The sequence below is a fragment of the Mycobacterium sp. IDR2000157661 genome, from assembly GCF_022317005.1.
Classification (GTDB): Bacteria; Actinomycetota; Actinomycetes; order Mycobacteriales; family Mycobacteriaceae; genus Mycobacterium.
In genome coordinates this window covers 3,445,775-3,472,414 of sequence record NZ_CP081006.1, presented here as the reverse complement: position 1 = coordinate 3,472,414, position 26,640 = coordinate 3,445,775, and the positions used below count along the sequence as shown (strand labels likewise).

General features: G+C 67.9%; 22 protein-coding genes. 11 read left to right on the top strand and 11 right to left on the bottom strand.

The features are described 5' to 3' along the window. The first annotated feature begins 10 nt into the window (after positions 1-10). The 5 genes from kasB (at position 11) to K3G64_RS18005 (ending at position 6,070) form a co-directional block, all read left to right on the top strand. Entirely contained in the window at positions 11-1,273 is a 1,263-nt protein-coding gene (kasB, locus tag K3G64_RS18025; protein WP_305071262.1) for a 3-oxoacyl-ACP synthase KasB, read from the top strand. 16 nt (positions 1,274-1,289) lie between these two features. Beyond that, positions 1,290-2,723, top strand: coding sequence for an acyl-CoA carboxylase subunit beta (locus tag K3G64_RS18020; RefSeq protein WP_238886241.1), 1,434 nt, complete (start codon positions 1,290-1,292; stop codon positions 2,721-2,723). 167 nt (positions 2,724-2,890) lie between these two features. Next, a complete protein-coding gene (locus K3G64_RS18015; RefSeq protein WP_238886240.1) occupies positions 2,891-4,444 on the top strand; it encodes a hypothetical protein in 1,554 nt (517 codons plus the stop codon). 7 nt (positions 4,445-4,451) lie between these two features. Beyond that, a complete protein-coding gene (locus K3G64_RS18010; RefSeq protein WP_238886239.1) occupies positions 4,452-4,895 on the top strand; it encodes a hypothetical protein in 444 nt (147 codons plus the stop codon). A gap of 92 nt (positions 4,896-4,987) precedes the next feature. Then, entirely contained in the window at positions 4,988-6,070 is a 1,083-nt protein-coding gene (locus K3G64_RS18005) for an FHA domain-containing protein (RefSeq protein ID WP_238886238.1), read from the top strand. A 23-nt stretch (positions 6,071-6,093) separates the two neighbouring features. On the opposite strand, the gene K3G64_RS18000 is transcribed toward K3G64_RS18005, so the two are convergent. Further along, positions 6,094-8,142, bottom strand: a complete 2,049-nt coding sequence (locus K3G64_RS18000) for a cation:proton antiporter (RefSeq protein WP_238886237.1) — start codon at positions 8,140-8,142, stop codon at positions 6,094-6,096. A 93-nt stretch (positions 8,143-8,235) separates the two neighbouring features. On the opposite strand from K3G64_RS18000, the gene K3G64_RS17995 reads away from it, so the two are divergent. Beyond that, a complete protein-coding gene (locus K3G64_RS17995) occupies positions 8,236-9,051 on the top strand; it encodes a serine/threonine-protein kinase (protein ID WP_238886236.1) in 816 nt (271 codons plus the stop codon). A 128-nt stretch (positions 9,052-9,179) separates the two neighbouring features. Here the strand turns inward: K3G64_RS17995 and K3G64_RS17990 are convergent, their stop codons facing one another. Together K3G64_RS17990 and K3G64_RS17985 are read right to left on the bottom strand one after the other, a co-directional pair. Further along, positions 9,180-10,718: a glycerol-3-phosphate dehydrogenase/oxidase gene (locus tag K3G64_RS17990; protein WP_238886235.1), complete on the bottom strand. Its 1,539-nt coding sequence runs from the start codon at positions 10,716-10,718 to the stop codon at positions 9,180-9,182. Next, positions 10,715-11,293 carry a TetR/AcrR family transcriptional regulator gene (locus K3G64_RS17985; protein ID WP_238886234.1) on the bottom strand — a complete coding sequence of 193 codons (579 nt, stop codon included), beginning with the start codon at positions 11,291-11,293 and terminating at the stop codon, positions 10,715-10,717. The genes K3G64_RS17990 and K3G64_RS17985 overlap by 4 nt, the downstream gene beginning before the upstream one ends. A 59-nt stretch (positions 11,294-11,352) precedes the next feature. Here K3G64_RS17985 and K3G64_RS17980 point away from each other — a divergent pair, with 59 nt between their 5' ends. Continuing rightward, positions 11,353-12,933: an FAD-binding oxidoreductase gene (locus K3G64_RS17980; protein WP_238950783.1), complete on the top strand. Its 1,581-nt coding sequence runs from the start codon at positions 11,353-11,355 to the stop codon at positions 12,931-12,933. A gap of 45 nt (positions 12,934-12,978) precedes the next feature. Further along, positions 12,979-13,884, top strand: a complete 906-nt coding sequence (locus K3G64_RS17975; RefSeq protein ID WP_238886233.1) for a diacylglycerol kinase — start codon at positions 12,979-12,981, stop codon at positions 13,882-13,884. A gap of 7 nt (positions 13,885-13,891) precedes the next feature. Here K3G64_RS17975 and K3G64_RS17970 read toward each other — a convergent pair whose 3' ends face one another. The 5 genes from K3G64_RS17970 to K3G64_RS17950 form a co-directional block, all read right to left on the bottom strand. Continuing rightward, positions 13,892-14,404, bottom strand: a complete 513-nt coding sequence (locus K3G64_RS17970; protein ID WP_238886232.1) for a DUF3145 domain-containing protein — start codon at positions 14,402-14,404, stop codon at positions 13,892-13,894. A gap of 110 nt (positions 14,405-14,514) precedes the next feature. Continuing rightward, positions 14,515-15,348 (bottom strand): serine hydrolase domain-containing protein, encoded by an 834-nt coding sequence (locus K3G64_RS17965; RefSeq protein WP_238886231.1) that lies wholly within the window; start codon positions 15,346-15,348, stop codon positions 14,515-14,517. An 11-nt stretch (positions 15,349-15,359) separates the two neighbouring features. After that, positions 15,360-16,328 (bottom strand): homocysteine S-methyltransferase family protein, encoded by a 969-nt coding sequence (locus K3G64_RS17960; protein ID WP_238886230.1) that lies wholly within the window; start codon positions 16,326-16,328, stop codon positions 15,360-15,362. Between the two features lie 5 nt (positions 16,329-16,333). Then, complete coding sequence (locus tag K3G64_RS17955; RefSeq protein WP_238886229.1) at positions 16,334-17,425, bottom strand: class I SAM-dependent methyltransferase; 1,092 nt, start codon at positions 17,423-17,425, stop codon at positions 16,334-16,336. Positions 17,426-17,516: 91 nt separating this feature from the next. After that, complete coding sequence (locus tag K3G64_RS17950) at positions 17,517-19,139, bottom strand: helix-turn-helix transcriptional regulator (protein WP_238886228.1); 1,623 nt, start codon at positions 19,137-19,139, stop codon at positions 17,517-17,519. 139 nt (positions 19,140-19,278) lie between these two features. On the opposite strand from K3G64_RS17950, the gene K3G64_RS17945 reads away from it, so the two are divergent. Next, on the top strand, positions 19,279-20,373 hold the full coding sequence (locus tag K3G64_RS17945; RefSeq protein WP_238886227.1) for an S-(hydroxymethyl)mycothiol dehydrogenase: 1,095 nt from the start codon (positions 19,279-19,281) through the stop codon (positions 20,371-20,373). Continuing rightward, positions 20,370-20,996: an MBL fold metallo-hydrolase gene (locus K3G64_RS17940; RefSeq protein ID WP_238886226.1), complete on the top strand. Its 627-nt coding sequence runs from the start codon at positions 20,370-20,372 to the stop codon at positions 20,994-20,996. Before K3G64_RS17945 ends, K3G64_RS17940 begins: the two co-directional genes overlap by 4 nt. A gap of 18 nt (positions 20,997-21,014) precedes the next feature. Here K3G64_RS17940 and K3G64_RS17935 read toward each other — a convergent pair whose 3' ends face one another. Then, positions 21,015-21,755: an SHOCT domain-containing protein gene (locus K3G64_RS17935; RefSeq protein ID WP_238886224.1), complete on the bottom strand. Its 741-nt coding sequence runs from the start codon at positions 21,753-21,755 to the stop codon at positions 21,015-21,017. A gap of 151 nt (positions 21,756-21,906) precedes the next feature. On the opposite strand from K3G64_RS17935, the gene K3G64_RS17930 reads away from it, so the two are divergent. Next, positions 21,907-22,998, top strand: a complete 1,092-nt coding sequence (locus K3G64_RS17930; protein ID WP_238886222.1) for a class I SAM-dependent methyltransferase — start codon at positions 21,907-21,909, stop codon at positions 22,996-22,998. Between the two features lie 31 nt (positions 22,999-23,029). Here K3G64_RS17930 and K3G64_RS17925 read toward each other — a convergent pair whose 3' ends face one another. Together K3G64_RS17925 and K3G64_RS17920 are read right to left on the bottom strand one after the other, a co-directional pair. Beyond that, a complete protein-coding gene (locus tag K3G64_RS17925) occupies positions 23,030-24,811 on the bottom strand; it encodes an acyl-CoA dehydrogenase family protein (protein WP_238886220.1) in 1,782 nt (593 codons plus the stop codon). Positions 24,812-24,836: 25 nt separating this feature from the next. Further along, the gene (locus K3G64_RS17920; protein WP_238886218.1) at positions 24,837-26,633 is read right to left on the bottom strand and encodes an Hsp70 family protein; all 1,797 of its coding nucleotides are present in this window, start codon (positions 26,631-26,633) and stop codon (positions 24,837-24,839) included. Between the last annotated feature and the right edge of the window lie 7 nt (positions 26,634-26,640).

The following is a 26,640-nucleotide window of genomic DNA, read 5'->3' as shown; positions in this document are numbered from 1 at the left end:
TCGAGCAGTAATGGCAGGGTTGGTTCCCCTTTCGACGGGGAACGGTTTTCCCAACGTGGTCGTCACCGGCATCGCGATGACGACTGCCGCGGCGACCAGCGCCGACGAGACCTGGAAGAAGCTGCTCGACGGCCAGAGCGGGATCCGCAAGCTCGAGGACCCGTTCGTCGAGGAGTATGACCTACCGGTGCGGATCGGCGGCCATCTCCTCGAGGGGTTCGACCACGAGCTGACGCGGGTCGAACTGCGCCGGCTGTCGTACCTGCAGAAGATGTCGACGGTGCTGTCGAGGCGGGTGTGGGAAAACGCGGGCTCGCCCGAGGTGGACCCCAAGCGCCTGATGGTGTCGATCGGCACCGGCATGGGCTCCACCGAGGAGCTGGTGTTCAGCTACGACGGCATGCGTGCCAAGGGCCTCAAGGCCGTTTCACCCCTGGCCGTGCAGATGTACATGCCCAACGCGGCCGCCGCCGCCGTGGGGCTCGAGCGCAAGGCCCGTGCCGGAGTCGTCACCCCGGTGTCGGCCTGCGCATCGGGTTCTGAGGGCATCGCACACGCGTGGCGCAACATCGTGCTCGGCGAAGCCGACGTCGCCATCTGCGGCGGCGTCGAGACCAAGATCGAGGCGGTCCCGATCGCCGGCTTCGCCCAGATGCGAATCGTGTTGTCCACCACCAACGACAACCCCGCCGGTGCGTGCCGCCCGTTCGACAAGGACCGCAACGGCTTCGTGTTCGGTGAGGCCGGCGCCCTGATGGTCATCGAGACGGAGGAACACGCGAAGGCCCGTGGCGCCAACATCCTGGCGCGCATCATGGGCGCCAGCATCACCTCGGACGGCTACCACATCGTGGCGCCCGATCCCAACGGTGAGCAGGCCGGGCACGCGATGTCTCGGGCCATCCAGCTCGCCGGGCTGCAGCCCACCGATATCGACCACGTCAACGCGCACGCCACCGGCACCAGCGTCGGCGACGTGGCCGAGGGCAAGGCGATCAACAACGCGATGGGCGGCCACTATCCGGCCGTGTACGCACCCAAGGCCGCGCTCGGCCACTCGGTCGGCGCAGTCGGCGCGGTCGAGTCCATCCTGACCGTGCTGGCCTTGCGGGACGGAGTCATCCCGCCGACGCTGAACCTGCGCAACCTGGATCCGGAGATCGATCTGGACGTGGTCGCCGGCGAGCCGCGGCAGGGCAACTACCAATACGCGATCAACAACTCGTTCGGATTCGGCGGGCACAACGTCGCACTCGCCTTCGGCAAGTACTGATCTTTAGGAGATCTTCATGACGATTACCGCGCCCGAGACCGTCAGCGAATCACTGGACCCGCGCGATCCGCTGCTGCGCCTGAGCACCTTCTTCGACGACGACAGCGTCGAACTGCTGCATGAGCGCGACCGTTCCGGCGTGCTCGCCGCGGCGGGCACCGTCAACGGCGTGCGCACCGTCGCGTTCTGCACCGACGGCACCGTCATGGGTGGCGCGATGGGCGTCGAGGGGTGTGCCCACATCGTCAACGCCTACGACCAGGCGATCGAGGAGCAGAGCCCGATCGTCGGCATCTGGCACTCCGGCGGCGCCCGGCTCGCCGAGGGCGTCAAGGCTCTGCACGCCGTCGGCCTGGTGTTCGAGGCCATGATCCGCGCCTCGGGCTACATCCCGCAGATCTCCGTCGTCGTCGGCTTCGCCGCGGGCGGCGCCGCCTACGGACCCGCACTGACCGACGTCATCGTGATGGCGCCGGAGAGCCGGGTGTTCGTCACCGGCCCCGACGTGGTCCGCAGCGTCACCGGTGAGGACGTCGACATGGCGTCCCTCGGCGGCCCCGACACCCACCACAAGAAGTCGGGCGTGTGCCACATCGTGGCCGACGACGAGCTCGACGCCTACGAACGCGGCCGCCGGCTGGTCGGGTTGTTCTGCCAGCAGGGCCATTTCGACCGGGCCAAGGCCGAGGCCGGTGACACCGACCTGCATGCGCTGCTGCCCGAGTCGGCGCGGCGCGCCTACGACGTGCACCCGATCGTCGAGGCTCTTCTGGATTCGCGCGCGGACGGCGCGGAGCCCTTCGAAGAGTTCCAGGGCAAGTGGGCGCCGTCGATCGTGATCGGCCTGGGCCGGCTGGCCGGCCGCACCGTCGGCGTGATCGCCAACAACCCGCTGCGGCTGGGCGGCTGCCTGAATTCCGAAAGTGCCGAGAAGGCAGCACGTTTCGTGCGGCTGTGCGACGCGTTCGGCATTCCGATCGTCAACATCGTCGACGTGCCCGGCTACCTGCCCGGGGTGGACCAGGAGTGGGGCGGCGTCGTGCGGCGTGGCGCCAAGCTGCTGCACGCCTTCGGCGAGTGCTCAGTGCCACGGGTCACGCTCGTCACCCGCAAGATCTACGGCGGCGCCTACATCGCGATGAACTCGCGGTCGCTGGGTGCGACGAAGGTGTACGCATGGCCCGACGCCGAGGTCGCCGTCATGGGCGCCAAGGCCGCGGTCGGCATCCTGCACAAGAAGAAGCTCGCGGCTGCGCCCGCGGACGAGCGCGAGGCATTGCACGAGGAGCTGGCCGCCGAGCACGAGAAGCTCGCCGGCGGCGTGGATTCGGCGATCGACATCGGCGTGGTCGACGAGAAGATCGACCCGTCACACACCCGCAGCAAGCTGACCCAGGCGCTGGCCGAGGCGCCCGCCCGCCGCGGCAGGCACAAGAACATCCCGCTGTGAGTTCCCTGCGCCGAGTGGCACCTGTCGGCCGCTTTCCGCGAAACACCGTGCGATGGGTGGCTAACCGCCGTTAAATGCGGAGGTGACCGCACGCACCCCGTCTTCGACGAAGATGGCACAGTCATCAAGGTTCGCCCGACCCTGCAGACTCACCCTGGAGAGCGTGCATGCCCGGTGATCTCACTCCGCAACTGATCAATACCGACGTTTGGGCCGACGATATGGTCGCAGCAGCCGGAATCCCGATCGTCGACGTACCGTTCGTGACCGTGGGCGGCGGCATCGGGTCGTTCGTCACTTTCGACACGTTGCGCATATACGGTGTGCCCGCCTCGGCGATCGCCGTACTCGGTCCGGAAGCCATTCCGTGGGCCAGCTATGAGTACCTCACCAGGGTGTCCCAGATACCACGCAACGAGCGAATACGCTCCGATTCCTCGTCGACGCCCGACAATATCTGGGGTTTCCCCTCTTATGCGGTTCGCGAAGCCTTCTCCGCCAAGTCCTTATCAGGCTTCCTCACACCACTGTGGGGTGTGCTCGTCGAGCCCATCTTCGCCAACTACTACACGCCCACCGCCGGCCAGGTATTCGAGTCACTCGAACGGGAGTACAACCGGGTCGGATATGCGCAGTCGGTCCACCTCGGCGACGTGAGGATGACCCGGCGGCGCAACGGTGGCGGCTATTTCACAATCCTGACACCGCCGCCGGGATCGTCGCCGACCAAGCGCGTCGCGTTCCGCAGTATGTATGTCCACATCGCCATCGGCTACCCGGGACTGCAGATGCTGCCCGAACTTCAAGAATTCAGGGTCAGATACCAGGATCCGTCGAAGGTCGTCATCGCCTATGAACCGCACGAGCACGTCTACCAGTCACTTCAGCGCCGTCCGGGCACAGTGATGATTCGCGGTAGTGGCATCGTCGCATCACGGGTCTTGCAGCGGCTGATCGACGACCGTGACCGCTATGGGCTGCAGACCACGATCCTGCACCTCTTCCGCACGTATGTGGCGTCGTCGCACGGATCCGGCATCTTCATGCGCCGCAAGGGTGCCCACGGGTGGGCACACCAGGGCTTCAACTATCCGAAGTCGGTGTGGGGCGGTCAACTCAAGGCGAAGATGCGCAAACTCGAAGGCGAGGCGCGTGCGCGAGCCTACGACGAGATGGGCGGCACCAACACCCCGGTACGCAAGAGTTGGCAGAATCAGTTACACCGGGGCCGCAGTCAGGGCTGGTATCAGGTGATGGCGGGCAGCGCCCGCAACCTGCGGCCGACGCACGATCACCAAGGCCTGACCGCGACGATCGTCCCCGACCATCGTCAGCCGCTTCCATTTCGATCACCAACACATCCATTCGACGTGACGGTGAACTTCGTCATCGACTGTACGGGTCTTGAGGCGGATATCCGTGAGCACCGGGTCCTGGCCGACCTCCTCGACCATTCTGGCGCCGGCCGCAATCCGAAGGGCCGCCTCGACGTCGACACGACGTTCGAGCTCATCGGCACCCGCAGCGGCGAGGGTCGGATGTACGCTTCGGGGACCGCGACTCTGGGTGGCTACTTTCCCGGCGTTGACACCTTCCTCGGACTTCAGATCGCGGCGCAGGAGATCGCCGACGATCTTGCCGCCAACGGCTTCTGTCCTCGGATGGGCCCGCTACGATCGATGAGTCAGTGGGTGTCATGGGCACGCAACAGCAGGATCTGAGAAGGTCATGCTCCCAACGCTGAACGGCCGCATCCAGACCCGTGTGCTGGGTCTCGGCATCATCGGAGCCGTCGTCGCTCTCGTCCTCACGCCGGTACTGCCGACGGGACGGCTGTCACTACCGGAGAGCTACGGGGTGACGTTTTCGGTCCTGCTGGCGGTTGTGCTTGTCGGGGTGCTTTGGGAGCTGCTCTACCATTTCTTGCAGCAGTTTCGCTGGGAGAAGGACTGGCCGACCCTCTTCGGGCTGCTCACCGCGATCAACGAGGGACTGCTGATCTGGCTGCTCCTGCGCTACACCACCACCGTGGTGCCCGAGTCAATGCGACCGTCGGTGGCCGCCTTCCTCATCCAGTTCATCGTGACGTGGTTGGTGTTCTGGTTAGTTGTCAACGGCCCAATGCGGGCGGTGTTCCACCGCTGGCGGTTCAAGGGGGGGCGGTTTTTGTGACCGGGAGCCAAGTGGAGGTTCTTGCCGGCGGTCACCTCGTTGCTTGTGCACGGGGCGCGACGTGCGTTGTCGCGCATCGCGACTCGAAGCCGGTGAACGTTGACTCGGACGCGCTCAACGTCTGGTCTGCGCTATATGCGCTCGTCGTCGCCGCCGATACCGCCCCGGGCGACAAGCTCGGTGATGCGTTGGCCGGATCCGTGGCTTCGTGGGCGTCAGCGCAGGGTGCCGACGTCGAGTTCGGGATTTTGGCGCCGGCATCAGACGGGTACGCGGTGATCTTGAGGGGCGCGGTGGCAGTGACCGTCTATGACGCCGACGCGCCGGAAATCTTGCATGGAGCGACACCCCCGGCACCGCCGCGGCGTGTCGTGCGACCGGTGACCCGCCGTGTGGCGCTCTACGTCGTGGAGCAGGACGGGTCGACTGCAACGGTGCCGACCGAGCGAGGGATCGGTTCACTGGTCGAGGGGGTGGCGCAGGGTTCGGGAGCGGTGGTATGGCCGGAGGAGGTCCGCTTTCCGGTCGCCTCGCCTGCCGAACCCATCCCACCGGCAGTTCCGGACAGCCGGCATCCGGTCGACTTGGTGCCACCCAAGGTCTTCGAAACCTTCAAACCCGACGACCAGCCACCACCACGGCGCGCCCCGTTGCCGGTCCGGCGGCGCGCCGAAGCTAAACGACAGCCCCCGCCGCGCACCCGTGAGCGGGGTGTCGGCGGAATCATATGCGCACGAAGGCATTTTAATGATCCCCGGGTAAGCTTCTGCCGCCTATGCGGGCTGCGGATGAACCAGACCAAGGAGATCATCTTCGGCGAACGCCCGCCATTGGGCTTCCTGGTTCTCGACGACGGGACGACCATCGTGCTGAACAGCGACCTGGTCATCGGTCGCGATCCCAACATATCGTCACCGGCCGGTTCGAGCGCGACGCCGATTCAACTGGTCGATCCCGCCGGGGAGTTGTCGCGCGCTCATATCGCGATTCGCCTGATCGACTGGGACGTCTCGGTCGTCGACCTTAATTCCACCAACGGCACTCGAGTCAAGCAGGCGAACGAGGACTTGTGGCGGCGCATTGCGCCGCAACGCCCCCACCTGCTGAAGCCTGGGGCCGAGGTGCAGATAGGCGGACGTCGAATCACTTTCGAGTCCCCGGCCGCCCACATTTGAACGAACCGGTGCACGCAGGCGACCTATCCGAGGTCCGCGACCGCGTCCCGCAGATTGAGCTGTGACCCGCCGGTCCGGTCCAGCACGCGGGCGGCCGCGGTCACCTCACCGTCCCAGAGCCGCTCCGGCTCGCCGCTTGGCACGATGCGGATGTCCATGTCGCGCAAGGGCTCGAACGCTAATTGCAATCGCCGGCGTGCCCTATCGCCAGGCACCACAGCCGTCAGACGACGGCCGAGTTGCCGAGCGGCCCGCGCGGCGACCAACGCGGCGCGGGCACCGTCGGCCTCGCCGTCATCTCGGAGATACACCACGTCGGTGGAGAGCGCCAACGCCGCGTCCCCCCCAGCCGCCATCCACGCCGCAGGAAGCTCGGCCGGTACTACCAGCACGGTGACGGCATCGAGCGCCTCGAATGCCTCCGGATATCGGCGCATCCATGTTTCGCTGATGATCAGATAATCCGCTGCCGATGTGGCCACCTGTCGAAGCACATCCTGTTCCGGTACCGAGCTGAACCGGCACCACACCTGAAGCCGGGCAGTGGTCGCCGTAGTTCCTGCGGCGAACCGATTCAGCGCCTCCACCGCCTCGGCCATGCCGGCCAAGTCGGCCATCGGGCCGGCTCCCAATTCAAAGGGGTGGGAGTCCTCATCCGCGGTCAGGAAGCGAGTCAACAGAATCTCACCGTGCGTACGCTCGGGAAGCACCGCGTCGGCCAACTGCACCATCCGCTCGGTGAACGCATTGGGCGTCGAGTCCACGACGACGAGCACCCGGCTCCTCTGGTCAGGTCCCAGAGCGGCCTTCGCGGCCGCCTCAATATCGCGCTGGACAGCCTTTTCGGGATAGACGAAGCGAAGTAACGGCTCGGTCATCGCTGTGGTGACCAAGGCCATGATGACCATCATCGTGAACATCGCGGTGTCGAGAACCGCCAGTTGGACTCCGATCAGAAGAATGACCAACTCGGTCAATCCCCGGGTGTTCATCAACACCCCGATCGCGCTGCTGTGTTGAACCGTCATCCGCTGGGACCGGGCACCGAGGAACGCGCCGAGGAATTTACCGCCGATGGCGGACAGCAGTATCAACGCGAGCTGCCACAGTAGGCTGGCATCTGCGAAGGCGCGAACGTTCACGCCGAACCCGGCGACGACGAAGAAGATCGGCAACAGCAACAGGACGCTGATCTGTTCGATCCGTTCGAGGATGTCACGGGTGAAGTGCTGCGCGCCGGCTCGAGGCATGATTGTGCCGAACAGGAAGGCGCCGAAGATTTCGTGGATGCCGATTCTTTCGGTGATCAACGACGACAAGAGAATGCCGACCAGGATGACGGCCAACATGTCCGGCGTGACTCGCCCGGCGCGCCCGTACCAGTCAAGCAATCGGGCCAATGCCGGTTTGACTAGGAGGAACATAGCCGCGACGAAAACGGCCGACATCGCGACAATCCGAAGCACCGAGAGCAGGCTGCCGCCTGTCACGACCGCGTACACCACGGCTAGCAAGGTCCACGCCGCGATGTCGTCGATTGCCGCTGCGGCCAGTGACACCACCCCCACTGCGGTCCGGTTCATCCTGCGCTCGGTCAAGATCCGGGCCAACACGGGGAAGGCGGTGATCGACATCGCCACACCCATGAACAGCATCAGACCGACCAACGGAACGCTCTCGCCGTCGACCTGGTCATGCAGCGGGTGAAGCACCATGGTCAATGCGACGCCGAGGCCGAAGGGCACCATGATCGAAAGCAGCGAGATCGCGCCCGCCCGTTTATGCCGTCCGCGGATCAGCGAGAGGTCGAGGTCGAGCCCGACGATGAACATGAACAGGACCAGGCCGAGCTGAGCGAGAATCTTGAGGTAGGGCAACACCTCAGGCGGGAAAAGAATTGTGTCGAGGTTCCCGGGCAGCCAGCCGAGCAGGCTCGGCCCCAGTGCGATACCGGCGACTATCTCGCCGACCACCGCAGGTTGGCGCAGCCTTCGCGCGACTCGTCCGAACACTCGCGCGACCACGATGATCACCGCGATGTCGAGCATGACGTATGCGAACGTGTGTGCCACGGCGAATAGTGCACCATAATCGCAGTGCCGCGACACTCATCCGCCGCATATGCCCGCCGCATGCGAGCACTTGCCCGACCCAAGGACGCAAAGATGCCCGTCGATGCAACTTCCATCCCGGCGGCGATTGCTGACTACCGGATCCTCGGGATGATCGGTCAGGGTAACCACGGGCGGTTCTACCTCGCTGAACCGCCTGATCGGCTCGGCTTGGCGGCCGACCGAGTGGCGTTGAAGGTCTTTCACGCGGCCGTCGACGCGGACGCGTACCGTCGCGGCGTTCGTGAACTGCGGGCCTTCGCTGCGGTGCGTTCGCCCAGGCTCGTAGAAATCTACGATGTGGTCCTTGAGGAGAACTTCTTCTACGCGATGGAGTATTTTCCCCTCGGCTCTCTGGCATTACCTGCCCGTGAGCTGTCCCGAACCGAAACGCTGCGGGCGCTCGAAGATGCGGCGCGAGCGGTGCACGAGCTCCACGAGCACGGCCTTGTGCACGGTGACGTGAAACCCGCGAATGTCATGGTCGCCGCCGACGGGGGTAGGCTCTCAGATCTCGGGCTTGCCCGCGTATTCGAAGAGGCACAGGGCAACGTCACCAGCTTCGCTCCCACTGCTTCAGTCGAGTTCACGGATCCCGACCTGCTCCAGGGCGAAGCGCAGTCCCGGGCCTCGGACATCTTCTCGCTGGGCGCGACGATCAACCGCGCGCTGTCCGGCGAAGGGCTCTACGGAGAACTGCCGCTCGACCAACCGATGCTGGCCATCCGGGCCGTCGTGTCCGGAAAGGCGCGGGTCTCAGTCAAACTCCGAAAGGCCGAAGCCGCCTTGGTGCAACGGTGCATCGGCCCCGACGACGCGCGTCCCGCTACCGCCGCGGAGGTGGCTGACGGTATCGCCGCATTGACCTGACTGGTCCACCGCACAGGCAACCGCTTCAGCGGATGTCGAGCGACGCACAGTCGGGCGGCCACCCCGGCGATGAAACTCCGCTGTATTCTTCGCGAGCAGCCGCAATAGCCCCTGCGTCTATTCGGCGATCAGCGGGCAATCGCGACGAATTCTTCGGCGACCGCCAGCACGCGTTCGCGGTCGGCCTCGACGAGGCCGATACGGGTGCGGCGGTCGACGATGTCGTCGACCGTTAGCGCGCCCTCGTGTGTCACCGCGTACTCGAACTCCGCCCGGATGACGTCGATGCCTTCGGCCACCTTCTCGGTCGGCCGGTCACAACTGGCGGCGGCGATCACGCTGGGCGCCTCGGCACCGAAGCGGGCCACCAGCGACCCAGGCACCTCGACCGGAGAGCGTAGCGTTGCAACGGGATTCGACGGCGCCCCGACCAGCGGCATGTTGCGCGTGCGACAGTCGGCGGCATTCAGTCCTCGCAACGCGATCGCCCGGTCGAGGACGTCCTCGGCCATGTAGCGGTACTCGGTCAGCTTGCCGCCGACCACGCTGATGACACCCGACGGTGACTCCGTCACCGCGTGTTCGCGCGACACGTCTGCGGTTCGGCCTGTACCTGTGTCGATCAGCGGCCGCAAGCCCGCGTAGGCGCCGAGCACATCGGACGGCCCCAGCGCGACGTCGAGTGCGGTGTTCACCGTGTCGAGGAGGAACTTCGTCTCCTCCGCCGTGGGCTCGGGCACGTCGGGGACCGGCCCGGGGGCATCCTCGTCCGTCAAGCCCAGGTAGACCCGGCCCAGCTGTTCGGGCATCGCGAACACGAAGCGGTTGATCTCGCCGGGAACCGGAACGGTCAGCGCCGCAACGGGATTACCGAAGACCGACGCGTCGAACACCAGATGCGTGCCGCGGCTGGGCCGCACCTTCAGCGACGGATCCACTTCGCCGGCCCACACACCGGTGGCGTTCACCACCGCCCGAGCGGTGAGCTCGAACGAGTCGCCCGACATCCGGTCGGTCAGCGTCACCGACGTCGCGGTCGCCTTCGACGCCTCGACGCGGGTCAGGATCCGGGCGCCGTGCTGCGCCGCGGTGCGTGCAACGGCGACGACCAGGCGGGCGTCGTCGATCAACTGGCCGTCGTAGGCCAGCAGGGCGCCGTCGAGGCCGTCGCGCCGCACGGTGGGTGCGAGCTCGATCGCCCGGGCCGCGCCGATCCGCCGCGACCGCGGCAGGGTGGTCGCCGACGTGCCGGCCAACCTGCGCAGTCCGTCGCCCGCCGCAAACCCGACGCGCACCAGCGCCCGCGACGCTTCATTCATCGACGGCAGCAACGGAACCAGCTGCGGCATCGCCGTGACCAGGTGAGGGGCATTGCGGGTCATCAGGATTCCGCGTTCGACGGCGCTGCGCCTGGCGATGCCCAGGTTGCCTGTAGCGAGGTAGCGCAGGCCACCGTGGACCAGTTTCGAACTCCATCGGCTGGTGCCGAACGCGAGGTCGTGCTTCTCCACCAGCGCAACGCTCAGCCCGCGCGTAGCGGCATCCAGCGCGATGCCGGCCCCGGTGATGCCGCCGCCGATCACGATGACGTCCAGGCGCTTGCCGTCGGCCAGCTTGGCGAGTTCGCTTCCCCGCCGCGCCGCGTTCAACGCCGTTTGTCCGTTCACGGTTGCAGATATCCGTTCAACGAGCGTGCCAACTCGACGCTGAGGGCTTCGCGGTCGAGCAGCTTCTGCACCATCTGCGCCGACTGGATCGTCGACTGCGTGATGAGCAGACACATGACGCTCAGTTCGCGGGGATCGCCTGCGCGCACACTGCCGTCGTCCTGGGCGAGCTTGATCGCGTCGGCGAGCGCGTCGATGAGGATCAGTTGGCTGGTGCCGAGGCGTTCGGCGATGTAGACCATCGCGAACTCGGGAGCATCGTGCAGCACCGACATGACGACGGCGTCGTTACGCAGATGCTCAGCCACCGCGACCACCCGGGCCACCAGCGCCTGCCGGCCGGGTCCGTAGTTCGGCACCGTGTCGAGCACGCCGGCGATGCGCGCGGTCATCAGGGCCGCGAGCACACCGTTGGTGTCCGACCAGCGGCGGTAGATGGTCGGGCGGCTCATCCGGGCACGCCGGGCGATATCGGTCAGGGTCACCCGCTTGACCCCGACGGCCAGCACGCAAGCCGCCGCAGCGTCGAGGACGCGGTCTTCCACGCTCGGCTCAGCGTTACGGATTGACGACATATGTAATACTGTAACGCATGACGCGTCCGGACGCCCAACCAACAGCACTCCTGCCTCCGATGAAGTGGAACGCCTGGGGCGATCCTGAGGCGGCCAAGCCGCTCTCCGAGGGCATTCGAGCGCTGCTGAAACAGGCGCTCGAGGTCGACGACGCCGCGACCCCGGAGCTGCAGATCGATCAGGTGCCGTTGCGTCCGTCGGCGCTGCCCGACACCGATCGGGAGGCACTGACCGGCATCGTCGGGTCGGACTACTGCCACACCGACGACCGCGGCCGGCTGCTGCGCGCCGGTGGGAAGTCCACGCTGGACCTGTTGCGCCGCCGGGACACCGACGAGCAGGACGCCCCCGACGCGGTGCTGTTGCCGGGCAGCGAAGGGGAGATCGCCGACATCCTGCGGTATTGCTCTGAGCACCGCATCGCCGTGGTTCCGTTCGGCGGGGGCACCAGCGTCGTCGGTGGCCTGGACCCGGTCCGCGGCGACTTCACCGCCGTCGTGTCGCTGGATCTGCGCCGACTGGACCGGCTGCACGGGCTGGACGAGGTGTCCGGCGAGGCCGACCTCGGCGCCGGGCTGACCGGCCCGGACGCCGAACGCCTACTGGGCGAGCGCGGCTTCTCGCTGGGCCACTTCCCGCAGAGTTTCCAGTTCGCCACGATCGGCGGCTTCGCCGCGACCCGCTCGTCGGGGCAGGACTCGGCGGGCTACGGCCGCTTCAACGACATGGTGCGGGGCCTGCGTGCGGTCACGCCCGTCGGTGTGGTGGACGTCGGCCGGGCACCGGAGTCTGCGGCGGGCCCGGACCTGCGCCAGGTGTTGATCGGTTCGGAAGGCGTGTTCGGCATCATCACCCGCGTCCGGGTCAGGGTCCATCCGGTTCCCACGGCCACCCGCTACGAAGCCTGGTCTTTCCCGGATTTCGCCACGGGCGCCGACGCGTTGCGTGCCGTCGTGCAGACCGGCACCGGGCCGACCGTGATCCGGCTGTCCGACGAGGCCGAGACCGGCGTCAACCTCGCGACGACCGGCAACATCGGCGAGCAGCAGATCACCGGCGGCTGCCTGGGGATCACGGTCTTCGAGGGCACCGACGCGCACGTCGCCAGCAGGCACGCCGAAACACGCGCGATGCTGCAAGCCGCGGGCGGCACGTCGTTGGGCGAGGCTCCGGCCCGCGCGTGGGAACACGGCCGGTTCGGGGCGCCCTACCTGCGGGACTCGCTGCTGTCGGCGGGTGCCCTGTGCGAGACGCTGGAGACCGCGACGAACTGGTCGAATGTGCCCGCTTTGAAAGTGGCGGTGACCGAGGCGCTGACGAAGTCGCTGGGCGAGTCGGGCACGCCCGCGCTGGTGCTGTGCCACATCTCGCACGTCTATCCGACCGGGGCGTCGCTGTACTTCACCGTCGTCGCCGCGCAGCGCGGCAATCCGATCGAACAGTGGCAGAAGGCGAAATCCGCGGCGTCGGAGGCGATGATGAGCGCCGGCGGCACCATCACCCATCACCATGCCGTCGGCGCCGACCACCGGCCGTGGATGCGCGACGAGGTCGGCGACGTCGGCGTCGCGATGCTGCGTGCGGTGAAGGCCGCCCTCGATCCGGCGGGAATCCTCAACCCGGGCAAACTGATTCCGTGACGCGGACGCGAGGAGCATGAAGCGCGCGCGGACGCGAGGAGCACGATGAAAATCGAGCGGGTCACCGTCCTGACCAACCCGGCGTCGGGACACGGCAGCGCACCGCACGCCGCCGAACGCGCCGTCGCGCGGTTGCAGAAGCGTGGCGTGGACGTCGTGGCCATCGCGGGCACCGACGCCGCGCACGCGCGGCGACTCGTCGAAGGAGCCCTCGAACAGGGCATGGACGCTCTGGTGGTCGTCGGCGGCGACGGCATCGTCTCGCTCGCGCTGCAGGTGCTCGCCCAGACCGAGATACCGCTGGGCATCGTCCCGGCCGGCACCGGCAACGACCACGCACGCGAATTCGGCATTCCGCCCCGTGACCCGGTGGCCGCCGCCGACGTCGTCGTCGACGGCGCCGTGCAGTCCGTCGACCTGGGTCGCATCACCGGCGCCGACGGCACCGACAAGTGGTTCGGCACCGTGATGGCGAGCGGGTTCGGCTCGCTCGTCACGGACCGCACCAACAGGATGACGTGGCCGCGCGGCCGGATGCGCTACAACATGGCGATGCTCGCCGAGTTGTCACAGTTGCGGCTGCTGCCGTTCCGGCTGACGTTCGACGGCCGCGAACTGGTGACCGAGCTGACCATGGCCGAGATCGGCAATACCCGCAGCTACGGCGGCGGCATGCTGATCTGTCCCGACGCCGACCCCACCGACGGCCTGCTGGACGTGACGATGGTGCGGTCCGCGTCGCGCACGAAGCTGATCCGGTTGTTTCCCACCGTGTTCAAGGGGACCCATGTGAACCTCGACGAGGTGCACACCGAGCGGGCCCGCACGATCACCGTCGAGTGCCAAGCTTCGCCCGAGATTCCGGCGTACGCCGACGGGGAGTATGTGTGCCCGTTGCCGGTCGAGGTGTCGGCAGTCCCCGGCGCACTGAAGATCCTGCGCCCGGCATGAAAGTCGACTAACCCACTCCCCGGCTCAGCCAGCTGACCTCCGCGGCGTCGCCGCCGTCACGGTAGGGCTCGAGCGCCTCGTCCCATGCGGTGCCCAGCACCGTGTCGAGTTCGGCGGCGAGCATGTCGGCGCCCTCGGCCATCAGCGAGCGCAGCCGCATCTCGCCGACCATCACGTCGCCGTTTGCGCTCATCGGGCCGCTCCACAGACCGAGCTGCGGGGTGTGGCACCAGCGGTGGCCGTCCACGCCCGGGCTCGGGTCCTCGGTGACCTCGAAGCGCAGCACCGACCAGGACCGCAGCGCGCTGGCCAGCTGGCCGCCGGTACCCACCGGACCGACCCAGTTGGTGACGGCGCGCAGCTGCCCGGGCATGGCCGGTTGAGGGGTCCACTTCAAGTTCGCGCGCGCCGACAGGGTCGACGACAACGCCCACTCGACATGTGGGCACACCGCAGCGGGTGAGGCATGGATGTAGACCACGCCCGTCGTCGCTTCGGCGAACTGGTTCAACGCACGCATCTGCTGCTCCTTCGGCTCCACGAGGGACGTCTTCCCCAAGCGGCCTGGCAGATGCCGAAATTACAGCTGTGTCGTGCGTGTCTATTGTGCCCTGTGAGGCACGTGTTGCGCTAGTCTGCGCCGAATTCTCTCAGGACTTCGTCAGACAGCGCAGGCCACGACTTGTACGCCCACTCCCCGAAATCGCGGTCGGTCAGCACAACCAGGGCCAGATCGGCCTGCGGATCGACCCACAAGAATGTCCCTGACTGGCCGAAATGCCCGAAAGTCCGTGCAGAGTTCCCCGCTCCCGTCCAGTGCGGAGACTTGTCGTCACGAATCTCGAAACCCAGGCCCCAGTCGTTGGGCCGCTGCGAACCGAAGCCGGGGAGTACGCCGTCGAGCCCGGGAAACTGCACCTGCGTCGCCTCGGAGTGCATCTGCGGCGACACCGTCGTCGGGCGCAACAGGTCACCGGCGAACCGCGCCAGATCGGCGACCGTCGACGTCGCGCCGTACCCGGCCGCCTCGGCGCCGCCGTCCAGGGAACTGTCCGTCATGCCGAGCGGTTCGAACACCGCCTCGCACAGGTACCGGCCGAATTCGATGCCCGACGCCTTCTCGAGCGTTTCGGCGAACACTCCGAAGCCGTAGTTGGAGTACACCCGCCGCTTGCCCGGCTCGGCCATCGTCTCCGACGAGTGCATCGAGTAACCGGCCGCGTGTGCGAGCAGGTGACGCACCGTGGCTCCCGGCGGGCCGGCCTCGGTGTCGAGGCCGACGGCGCCCTCCTCGACGGCGATCTGCGCGGCACGGGCCACCAGCAGTTTGGTCACCGAGGCCAACCGGAACCGGTGGGCGACGTCGCCGTGTTCGGCCACCACGCCGGACGGCCCGACCACCGCAGCGGCGGCGGTCGGGACCGGCCAGTCGGCTATGACATCGAGGACATCGAGCGCGCTCATCGCGCCGGAGCTTAGTCCCCCCGCCAGGCCGAGCAGATCGCGGCCACGTGGCGCGCATCCGTGCCGCAACACCCGCCGAGCACGGTGACCGCGGGCAACACGGCTCGAAGATCGGCATGGCGCCTGGCGAGATCGTCGGGATCCCCTTCGTCGAGTTCGGTCGACTCGTCGAGTTCGGCGTGGCTCTTGGTGGACGCGTTGGCGCGCAGGCCCACTACTCGTCGCCGCCACGCTCCATCGCGTTCGAGTGCGGCCGAGAAGTGCGCCGGGTGTGCGCAGTTGACCATGAAATACGCCGCGCGCGCGCCCGTCTCCGAATCGACCTCGTCGATCGCCTCGTGCAGTGGCTGACCGGTCGGGAGCCGGCCGTCGGTCTCGACCGTGAACGAGATGGCCGACGGGATACCCGCCGCCGCGGCGGCACGCACGATGCCGATCGCCTCTGCCGCGTTGGTCATCGTGATGGCGGTGACCTGGTCGGCTGTCGTGGTGGCGAACGTAGCGATCTGTGCCGAGTGGTACTCCTGCGCCTCGTCGGGGGTCATCGCCTCGCCGGGGTCGTACCCGTCGCCACGCGGCCCGACACATCCACTGACCACCGTGGTGATGCCGTCGGCGGTCGCGGCGCTACGGACGTCCTCGGCCAGGGCCACCGCTTCGCGGTTGAGCATGTCGAGTCGCGTCGCCGAGTAGCCGAGCTGTGCGGCCCAGTCCGGGTTGGCGCGCCAGGTCGGCGTTTCCACCACGAAGCCTGCGGACAGCCGGCGGGCGATGTCGAGATACGGCTCGTAGTACTCGCGCAGGCGCACTCTGCCCTCGGGGTCGTCGAGCAGCGGGAACGCCGCAAAGCACGGGAGGTCGACGCCGTCGTGGAATACCAGTTCGGTCTCCAGGCCCCCGTCGGTGACGAACAGTCCGTCACCCGTCAGCTGGGGCAGACGTGCGCCGCGGCCCGCTTCGGCGGTGTCGAGTCCGGTCATCGCTCTCACGCCCCGGACTTGCGCGCGACGTAGTAGAAGTTGATCGGGTCGGTGTCGATCTCGCGGACCTGCACATCGGCGAACCCGGCGTCGGCCAGCATCGACGTGGCGAGCTGCTTGCCCCAGCAGGTGCCCAGCCCGTCGCCGTCGAACGCCAGCGACACGCTCATGCAGTGCATCGTCGACACCGTGTACAGGTAGGACGCGAACGGAACGCCGACGTTGTCCTCGACATTGCTGGACGCCTTGATATCGACCATCAGGAACACCCCGCCCGGCCGAAGCGCCCGTTGGATGTTCTCCAACACGCGGGCCGGCTGGGCCTGGTCGTGAATCGCATCGAAAGCGGTGATCACGTCGTAGGTTTCGGTCGCATCGAGCTGGGCGACGTCCTTGGCCACGAAGGTCGCGTTGGTGAGGCCGAGGCGCGCCGCCTCGTCGCGCCCGGTGGCCAGCCCCTCGTCGGAGAAGTCGATGCCGGTGAACCGGCTGGCCGGGAAGGCGGCCGCCATCAGGTTGATGGCATGGCCGCTGCCGCAACCGATGTCGGCGACGTCGACGCCGGCACGCAGGCGGTCGGGCAGATCCTCGGCCATCGGGAGGATCACGTCGATCAACGCCGCGTCGAAGACCTCGCCGCTCTCCTGGGCCATCAGCGTATGGAAGCGCGGATATTCGCTGTAGGAGAGCCCCCCGCCGCGGTGGAAGCACTCGATGACCTTCTGCTCGACCTCGGCCAGCAGCGGAATGAACTGAGCGACGCGGGCGAGGTTGTCCGGACCGGCGGCGTGGGTGAGAACCGCGGCTCGGTGCTGCGGCAACGAATACGTCTGAGCCGCAGGGTCGTAGTCGACGATGCCGCCTGCGGCCAGCCCGCCGAGCCACTCGCGTACGTAGCGCTCGTTGAGCCCGGCGGCGTCGGCGATCTGCGCGCTGCTGGCCGGCGGCAACGCCGCCATGGTGTCGAACAACTTGGTCTGATGCCCGATCGACAGCAGGATCGCCACGCTGGCGCTGTCGATGGCGCCGACGATGCGTCCGGCGAAGTCTTCGGTGGTCTCTGTTGTGGTCACGGGGTTCTCACTCAGTGTCGTCATGAACGAAACGGTATGCCGCCGGGTGTGGCGAAACATCGGGCAAATCATGCATTTTCATATGTGCCGTTGTGGTGCGAACGATGTACACGGGCTACTGCAACAGGTTGTTGTCGTGGGCCCAGGCCAGCGCGGCGGTCCGCGAGGACACGCCGAGCTTGGCGTAGACGTTGGCCAGGTGGCGCCCGACCGTCTTCTCGCTGAGGCACATCTGCTCGGCGACCTGTTTGTTGGTGGCACCGCCCGCGATCCGCCGCAGCACGTCGATCTCCCGCTTGGTGAGACCGCCGGCAGCGGTCGCGCCACACGGTTCGACGGGTTCGACGCCGAGTTGACCGTAGATGTTCTCGGCGGTGGCGACGTCGGCCGCGGCGGTCTGCTGGTCACCGAGGCCCCGGTGCGCCTGGGCCAGCCATTCGTAGACCTGCGCGGTGTCGTACCGCGATTGCTGGGTGCGGTACTCGCGTAACGCCGTCTCCAGGCAGCCGACCGCTTCCTCGTGCCGGCCCCGGTGCACAAGCACCGCACCGCGGGCGTGCGCCGCCCAGGCGCGAAATCCCGGGGTGGCGAACGCTTCTGCCCCGGATTCGAGTTCGCGGCAGTGGGCTTCGGCCTCGTCGACGTCGCCTCGCGCCAGGGCCACCTCGACCGCGCCGCGGAGCAACCACATCCGGTCAAGCCGGTCGAGCCCGGCCAGCGCGACCCGCAGGTCGGTCCACGCGGTGTCGCTGTCCCCGGTGCGACAGCGCAACAGCGCCTCGCCGGGCTGTGGTTCGATGCCCAGAGTCCGCGCCCTGGTGTAGGCGGCGAACGCGCCCTCGACGTCACCGCGCCGCCTGCGCACCTCGCCGAGTTGGTAGTAGCCCTCTCCCGCGGCCCAGGTGTTGACGCCTTCCAGTGTCCGGCTGGCGGTGTCGAGTCGCTCCTCGAGCAGCCGCAGGTCATCGGTGGCGGCCTGCACCTGCAACCGGTGCACGTCGCAGACGCCGCCATAGGTCACCGAGCCCGCGAACTGGGCGCACCAACGCTCCATCGACTGGGTCCACGCCCGCATGCGGGGCAGGTCGGCCAGCCGGTGGCAGTGGTGCAGCACCGTGCAATAGATGTCCCCGGCCCACTCGAGGGGCACCTGGTCGGCGAGCACCGGCAGCATCGCCTCGTCGATCAAGCCGTAGGCCTCGGTCAGCCGGCCCGCCAACAGTGCTTCGAGTCCTTGCGCGACGTGGCAGAGCGCGGTCAGCGCGGGCGAGTCGAGCCGCCCGCACATCTCGCGCAGGTCGCCGACCCGCTGGTTGAGCTCACCGGTGTCCCTGTTCATCACCGCCACGGCTGCGTCGAGATAGGCCAGATAGCCGTGCGCCGTGCCTTCCGGCGCGCCGTCGAGCAGCCGGCGGGCACGGTTCATCCAGGCCTGTCCGATGTTCATGTCGCCGCGGGTCAGCCAAGCCAGCGCGACGTCGACGGCCTTCATCGCCGCCGACGGCGGGTCGGTGCGTGCGAGCTGGGTGAACACCCGCTCGGCGACGCGCAGCGATTCCTTGCCGTGCCCGAGGCGCCAGGCCGCCACCGCCATGGCGTCGAGGTCGTCGAGGTTCAGCGCGGTGTCCTCGCCCGCGCGCGCGAACGCCTCGTAGGAGGCGTGCCAGTCGCGGCGCACATGCGCGTTGCGGGCCGCCAGCAGCAGCTCGGTATGGGGGTCGATCCGTGTAGTGATCATGTCACTGGGAACAACGGTACCTCTGGGTCGCCGGGTTCACCGCAGCGTTGGCCAGGCTTGCCGGAAAGTCGGCCCGACGGCTTCCGGACATCGGTATGGACACTATTCCAACTCAGTGCTCACCCATTAGGTTGGACGCATGAGCCAAACGGTGCGCGGTGTGATCTCACGCAAGAAGGGCGAACCCGTCGAAGTCGTGGACGTCGTCGTCCCCGATCCCGGTCCCGGCGAGGTAGTGGTCGACGTGACCGCCTGCGGCGTCTGCCATACCGATCTGACCTACCGGGAAGGGGGCATCAACGACGACTTCCCGTTCCTGCTCGGACACGAGGCCGCGGGCACCGTCGAGTCCGTCGGTGCCGGTGTGACCAGCGTCGAACCGGGCGACTTCGTGATCCTGAACTGGCGCGCGGTGTGCGGTCAGTGCCGCGCGTGCAAGCGGGGGCGCCCGCATCTGTGCTTCGACACCCACAACGCGGCGCAGAAGATGACTCTGACCGACGGTACGGAGTTGACGCCCGCGCTGGGCATCGGCGCATTCGCCGATAAGACGCTGGTGCACGAGGGCCAAGCCACCTTGGTCGATTCGGCGGCCGACGCGGCGGTGGCCGGATTACTGGGCTGCGGGGTGATGGCAGGCTTGGGCGCCGCGGTCAACACCGGTGTGGTGGGGCGCGACGACACGGTCGCCGTGATCGGCTGCGGCGGGGTCGGCGACGCCGCGATCGCCGGGGCACGACTGGTCGGAGCCAGGCGCATCATCGCCGTGGACACCGACGACCGCAAGCTCGACTGGGCCTGCGACTTCGGCGCCACCCACACCGTCAACAGCGGCGGACTCACCGAGGAAGAATTGGTGGAGACGATTCAGGACCTCACCGACGGTTTCGGAGTCGACGTGGTCATCGACGCCGTCGGGCGCCCGGAGACCTGGAAACAGGCGTTCTACGCCCGCGACCTGGCGGGCACCGTTGTGCTGGTGGGCGTGCCGACACCGGATATGACGCTGGAGATGCCGCTGATCGACTTCTTTTCAAGGGGCGGGTCGCTGAAGTCGTCGTGGTACGGCGACTGCCTGCCCGAACGCGACTTCCCCACCCTCATCGACCTGTATCTGCAGGGCCGCCTGCCACTGGAGCGGTTCGTGACCGAGCGCATCGGCATCGACGGTGTCGAGGAGGCGTTCCACAAGATGCACGGCGGTGACGTGTTGCGATCGGTGGTGCTGTTGTGAGTGGACCCATTCAGCGCGTCGTCACCCACGGGACATTCGAACTCGACGGCGGCAGTTGGGAAGTCGACAACAACATCTGGATCGTCGGCGACGACTCCGAAGTGGTGGTGTTCGACGCCGCTCACGACGCGGGCCCGATCGTCAACGCGGTCGGCGGACGCCACGTCGTCGCGGTCGTGTGCACGCACGGCCACAACGACCACGTCACCGTCGCACCCGAGCTCGGTGACGCGCTCGACGCACCGGTGCTGTTGCATCCCGCCGACGACGTGCTCTGGCGGATGACGCACCCCGAGAAGGAGTTCCGCACCGTCTCCGACGGAGAAACGCTGCGCGTGGCGGGGACCGAATTGCGGGCGCTGCACACGCCGGGCCATTCGCCGGGCTCGGTGTGCTGGCATGCCCCCGAGCTCAACGCGGTGTTCAGCGGCGACACGCTGTTCCAGGGTGGGCCCGGCGCGACGGGTCGGTCCTACTCGGACTTCCCCACCATCCTCGAGTCGATCTCGGGCCGACTCGGCAGGCTGCCCGGCGACACGGTGGTCTACACCGGCCACGGCGACTCGACCACAATCGGCGACGAGATCGTCAACTACGACGACTGGGTCGCCCGCGGCCACTAGCCATCCTTGCCCGGAGCCCTACGTCCTGAGGATGCGGCGCTTCTCGGCCTCGAATTCGTCGGCGGTGAGCGCACCCGAATCCCGCAGCGCCGCCAACCGCCTGAGCTGCTCGAGCCGGATCGCCTGGTCGTCCGGGACGGCGCCGGCCGAGACCGTGGACGCCGACTGCAGGGTCGGCCCGTCGACGGCCAGCAGCTCGTGCGGTGCCAGCGGTCTGGCCTTCCTACCGGCGCGCGCCGACCAGATCAGCGCGCCCACCAGCGCCACAATGCCCACCGCGGCCAACCCGCCGAACAACCATGGCAGCCAGCCGCGGGAGCCGTCGCGGCCGAACGCCAGGGACGGCTGGATGTAGCCGCCCACCTCCCCGTCCGTCGAGACGCGATACGACCCCGCCTCCGCGATCTCGACCACCCATACCCGCACGTGCAGATCGCTGTTGACAGTCGTTGTGCCGCTGAGGCTTTCGGTGACCACCGGATCGGCCGCCCCGGCGGGCGGCTCGATGTTGACGCTGAGCGACGGGATCGGGAACCCGCTGCTCGACCGCCCTGTGATCATGGTGTGGAAACTGACGGTCACCTCGCCCGCCGGCAGTTCGAGGTCGGCACTTCCGGGGATGGGCACCTCGCCGTAGGCGTCGTACTCGTCGAGAACGAAGGCGTTGAGCACCAGTGTGACGACGAACCCGACGAGCGCGACGACCAGAGTCAGGACGGCTGCGACGACGGCGACGCGCGAGGCGACCCTTCCGCTCATGCGCCGGATTTTGTCACGACTGGACAGCCGTCGGCGCGTCATTGCCGCGGATGCGCGGTCCCCCGGGGCCCGCCTGCGGCAGCGCACGGCCGGCGCGAGGACTACCGTCGAAGACGACCGATTGGTTTGCCCGCACGTCACGGAGGTCGCGATGCCAGAGTCCAGCATCGTCGTGCGGCCCGAACCGATGGACAGTGGGTCGTACACCGCCAGCACGCGGTTGCAGGCCGCCGGTCTGCAACCCGCGATCGCCCTGTTCGAGCAGGCCGCGGCCGTCGTACCGCTGCCCTCACCACCACAGCCGATCGTGATCGCCGACTACGGAGCGGCGACCGGCCACAATTCGCTGATGCCGGTGTGTGCCGCTATCGCCGTGCTGCGCAAGCGAACTCGTGCAGACCACTCGGTGCTGGTGGTGCACACCGATGTGCCCGACAACGACTTCACCGCGATGTTCAACACCCTCACCGAAGACCCGGACAGCTATCTGCAGAAAGACCAGGCTGCCTTCGCCTCGGCGGTTGGCCGCTCGTTCTACAACCAGATCGTGCCGTCCAACAGCGTCCACCTGGGCTGGAGCTCATGGGCCATCCACTGGCTCAGCCAGGTTCCCCAGCCGGTGCCCGACCATGTGCAGGTCGCCTACAGCGCCGACGAGAACGCCCGCGCCGCCTACGCCAGGCAGGCCGCTCACGACTGGCACGAGTTCGTCGCCTACCGCGGCCGTGAACTGTGCAAGGACGGCCGCATGGTGGTGATGACGATGGCGGTCGACGACGACGGCGAGGCCGGCTTCCGTCCGCTGCTGGGCGCGTTGACGGAGACCCTCGACGAACTGGCGGCCCAAAGCCTGGTGACCGCCGAGGAGTTGCACCGGATGTCCATCCCCACGGTGGGCCGGCGCAAGGCGGACTTTCTCGCACCCTTCGCACCCAAGGGCCGGTTCGAACAGCTGGAGATCGAGCATCTCGAGGTGTTCGACGCCGAGGACCGTTACTGGAACAGCTATCAGAAGGACGGGGATGCAACGGCTTTCGGCCGGCAGTGGGCGACCTTCTGCCGGGCGTCGGTGTTCCCCGCGCTGGCCGCCGGGCTCGACGGCGACGAGACCGGGCACCGCACGACGGAACTCTTCGACCGTCTCGAGGCCGGACTGGCCGCCCGGCTGGCCGCGGCGCCGGAGCAGATGCACATCCCGATGGCGCACGTCGTGCTGGTCAAGCGGCCCAAGGCGCGTTCTTGACGTCGCCCTCGACGGTGACCGGGAGGCGGCGTCAGGGCCGCATCTCGTAAGCGCCGTCGTAGGCCTGCACCCGCTGCCACACCCGGTCGAACCGGTCGACATCGCAGACCGGCTTGCACACCGCCTCGAGGGCCCACTCCTGCTGGGCGATCGTGGAACTCGGCATGCCGTGCAGCGCCACGGCATAGGCGTTGAAGTCGCGGATCTGGAAGTCGAATATCTCGTCGACGATGTCCTGCCCGCCTTCGGAGCCCAGCAGCGTCAGCTCGGCCTGCTCGAGGATCAGCTGACCGTAGACGATCAAGGAGAAGAGGTGGCCGACCACCAGCATGAAGTCGAGATCCTTCTGCTGGGCCGCGTCCGGCGCCGCGGCGCTGAGCAGGGTGCGGAACGCCTGCGCCTGCTCGTAGAAGCGCGCGACGTTGGGGATGTGGGCGTAGGTCTCGTAGACCGGTGACCAGTCGGCGAACTGCACCTTGGCCGCGCCGCGGGTGGGACCCTGGTGCCAGAAGAACGTGTCGTCGGCCGCGTCGTCGCGGGTCGGCACCGGCGGGTAAGCCTTGGGGTTGAACATGTAGTTGGGCATGAACTTCAGCATCAGGCCGACGTTCACGTGCACCGTGCCCTCCAGCCGCGGCAAGGTGCCGATGAGTTGGGCGACCTCGCGGAACATGGTGTCCTTCTCGTACCCCTTGGCGGCGATGACGTCATGCAGCAGTCGCACCACCGTTTCGCCCTCCATGGTGACCTTGGCCTTCGTCATCGGGTTGAACAACAGGTAGCGGCGGTCGTCGAGACCGGCGCTGCGGAAGTAGTCGACGGCACGCTGGCTGAACAGTTTCATCGCCACGAGCCGGGCATAGGCTTCGACGAAATTCGCACGGACATGGCCGAAGTCGGTGACCGGTCGACCGTAGAGAATGCGGTTGTGCGCATGCGTTATGGCCTCGTAGAACGCATGTTCCGTCATGCCGATGGTGCAGGTGCACAGGTTGAACTTGCCGACGTTGACGGTGTTGAGCGCGGCGGCGAAGGCCTGTTCGCCGGTGTGCAGGATGTCCTGCTCACGCACCGGGTAGTCCTGCAGCCGAAACGTGCTGACGTAGATCTGCATGTGCACCAGGTTGTCGATCAACTGGTAGTTGGGGTGCTGGCTGTCGGCGACGAAGAAGACGTATGCCTTCTCTTTTTCTGAACTGCCGTCGACGTCGCCCCGGCGCCCGAACGTCGACACCATGCTGGCCACGTTTCCGTTGCCGATGTAGTACTTCTCCCCCGATGCGCGGTACAGGATGCCGTCGGCGCGGTCCTGCTCGCTCGCGGGGGTGAGCACCATGTCGGTGCTGTAGACGTCGGCGCCGTGCTCACGTTCAGAAAGTCCGAAGGCCATCACGTGCCCGGCCTCGAGGTCGCGGGCCGCCCTGCGCTTGGCCGCTTCGTTGTCGCTCTGCCAGATCGGGCCGAGGCCAAGGATAGTGACCTGCTCGATGTACCAGTACGTCAGGCCGTAGAACCCGAGGATCTCGGAGAGTGCGGCGTTGCGCGCCGCGTCCCAGCGCTTGGCCGGCCCGTCTTCCGGTTCCACACCGGCGAATTCCGATGGCGTGAGGAACGCGGCGAACAGCTTCTCCCGCTTGACGAACTCGAGGAAGTCGGCGGGCCACTGCGCGGTCAGGTCGTCGTCGAGGAGACGCTTCTTACCCCGACCCTCGAACCAGTCGATGGTGGCCCGCAGCAACCGGCGGGTCACCGCGTCGAACTGCTGCGGATCGTAGGTATTCGGGTTGAACAGCAAGCCGTCGGTCTGCGCCATGGCGTCAGCGTAGGCCGCGTCGACCTCACGGACCCGGTGGTTGACCAGGTAGCTGCGGCGCAGGCACCCACGGCAGCCCCGGGATCGTCGGATACGGCGCCGTCGGACTCCACGGCGGCGGCTGCGTGGTGGGCGGCGGCTCGGAGGTCGGAGGCGGCGGGGGCGGCTCCGACGTCGGGGGCGGCGGGGGCGGCGGGGGCGGCTCGGACGACGGGGGCGGTGGAGGTGGCGGTTCGGGAGACGACGGGGGCGCGGTCCTCGTCTGCGTCGCGGGTGGGGGCGCCTGATAGACGGTGCGCGGCGGCGGTGCCTGCGTGGCGGGCGGCGGAACGTCCGGTGACTGCGCGGGGGTCGCGGGCCGTGGCGTCGCGGTGATCGGCGGCGCTGTTGTCGACGCGGGCGCCGGAAGGCTGTCGTCGCTCATCACCCACACCACCGCGGCGATCAGCGCCACCAGCACCGTGAGCACCCCGGCGCCCATCGCCACCGCCGGATTGCGATACCACGGGACAGCGCGCGGCGGCACTTCGTGCCACGAGTCGTCGCCGAAATGCATCTGCGGCCGGACATCGGCCGCGCCGCCGGCCCCCGGCGCGGAGTAGTCGTACGGATCGGTCGGCGCGACGTCGGGCACGTCGTCGGCGTCCGACCAGGCCAGGGCGTTGAAACTGCCGGACTGGGCCACCTCGTCGGGAGGGGGGACCTCGGGCGCCATCGCGGTAGCCGCAGCGGCGGCCGCCGCGACACCGGGCGCCGCCGACAGCGCCGTCATGCCCTCTTCGACCGTGCCGCGCACGGCGGCCAGCCCGCCACCGATCGCGGCGGCCAGATCCGGTTGACCGTTGGTGATCACCGGCACCCGGAACCGCTCGGACAGCGTGGTGGTGATGATGGGGATCAGCGCCCCACCACCGACCGACGCGACCGCGCTCAGGTCGGCGCCGCGAATACCGTTGCGGTGCAACGTGTCCGCTACCGTATCGGCGAAGTCGGCCAGCGGTTGCCGGATGACATCGTCGAGTTCGGTCCGGGTCAGCCGCACGTCGCTGCGGCGCCCGGGCAGGTCGGCCACCAGGGTGGTGAACCCGGCGGTGGACAGCCGTTCCTTGGCGCCGCGGCACTGCGCACGCAGCCGGGACAGCGACCCGATCGCCGACGTGCCGGACAGATCGATCGTGCCTGCCGCGGACAGGTCCTCGATGACGTGGGTCAACAGCGCCTGATCGACCAGGTCGCCGGACAGATCGGTGTGCCGGACGGTCGGAGCGATGGCAGCGAACCCGTTGCCGGCATCGACCAGGGTGATGGCCGATCCGGTGCCACCGAAGTCGCACAGGGCGACGATCCCGCGGGTGGGCAGGCCGGGTTCGTCCTGCAGGGCGGTCAACGCCGCCGTGGCGTCCGACACGACCGGTACGGCCTTGCCACTCCCGAACTCCGGCTTGTCGGCCAGCGCGCCGCGCAACGCCTCAATCGCGGCCGGGCGCCAGTGCGCGGGGTGGGTGACCGCCACCGGCCCGGCTGGTGGCCGCCCCCCGCCGACCGCGACGAGCATCGCCAGCAACGCGTCGGCGAGCACCGCATCGGCGCGGTGGGTGGACCCGTCGGCGGCGACGATGCCGACGGGGTCGCCGACGCGGTCGACGAAGTCGGTCAGGATCAGCCCGCGCTCGTTGAGGTTGGGGTTCTGGCTCGGCACGCCGACCTCGGGCGGCCGGTGCGCGAAGCGCGTCAGCACCGGCGACCGCATCAGCGCGGTCCTACCCACCACGACGGCCGCCAGGTTGGTGGCACCAACCGACAGCCCGACCCCGTCAGCCATCTCGTCC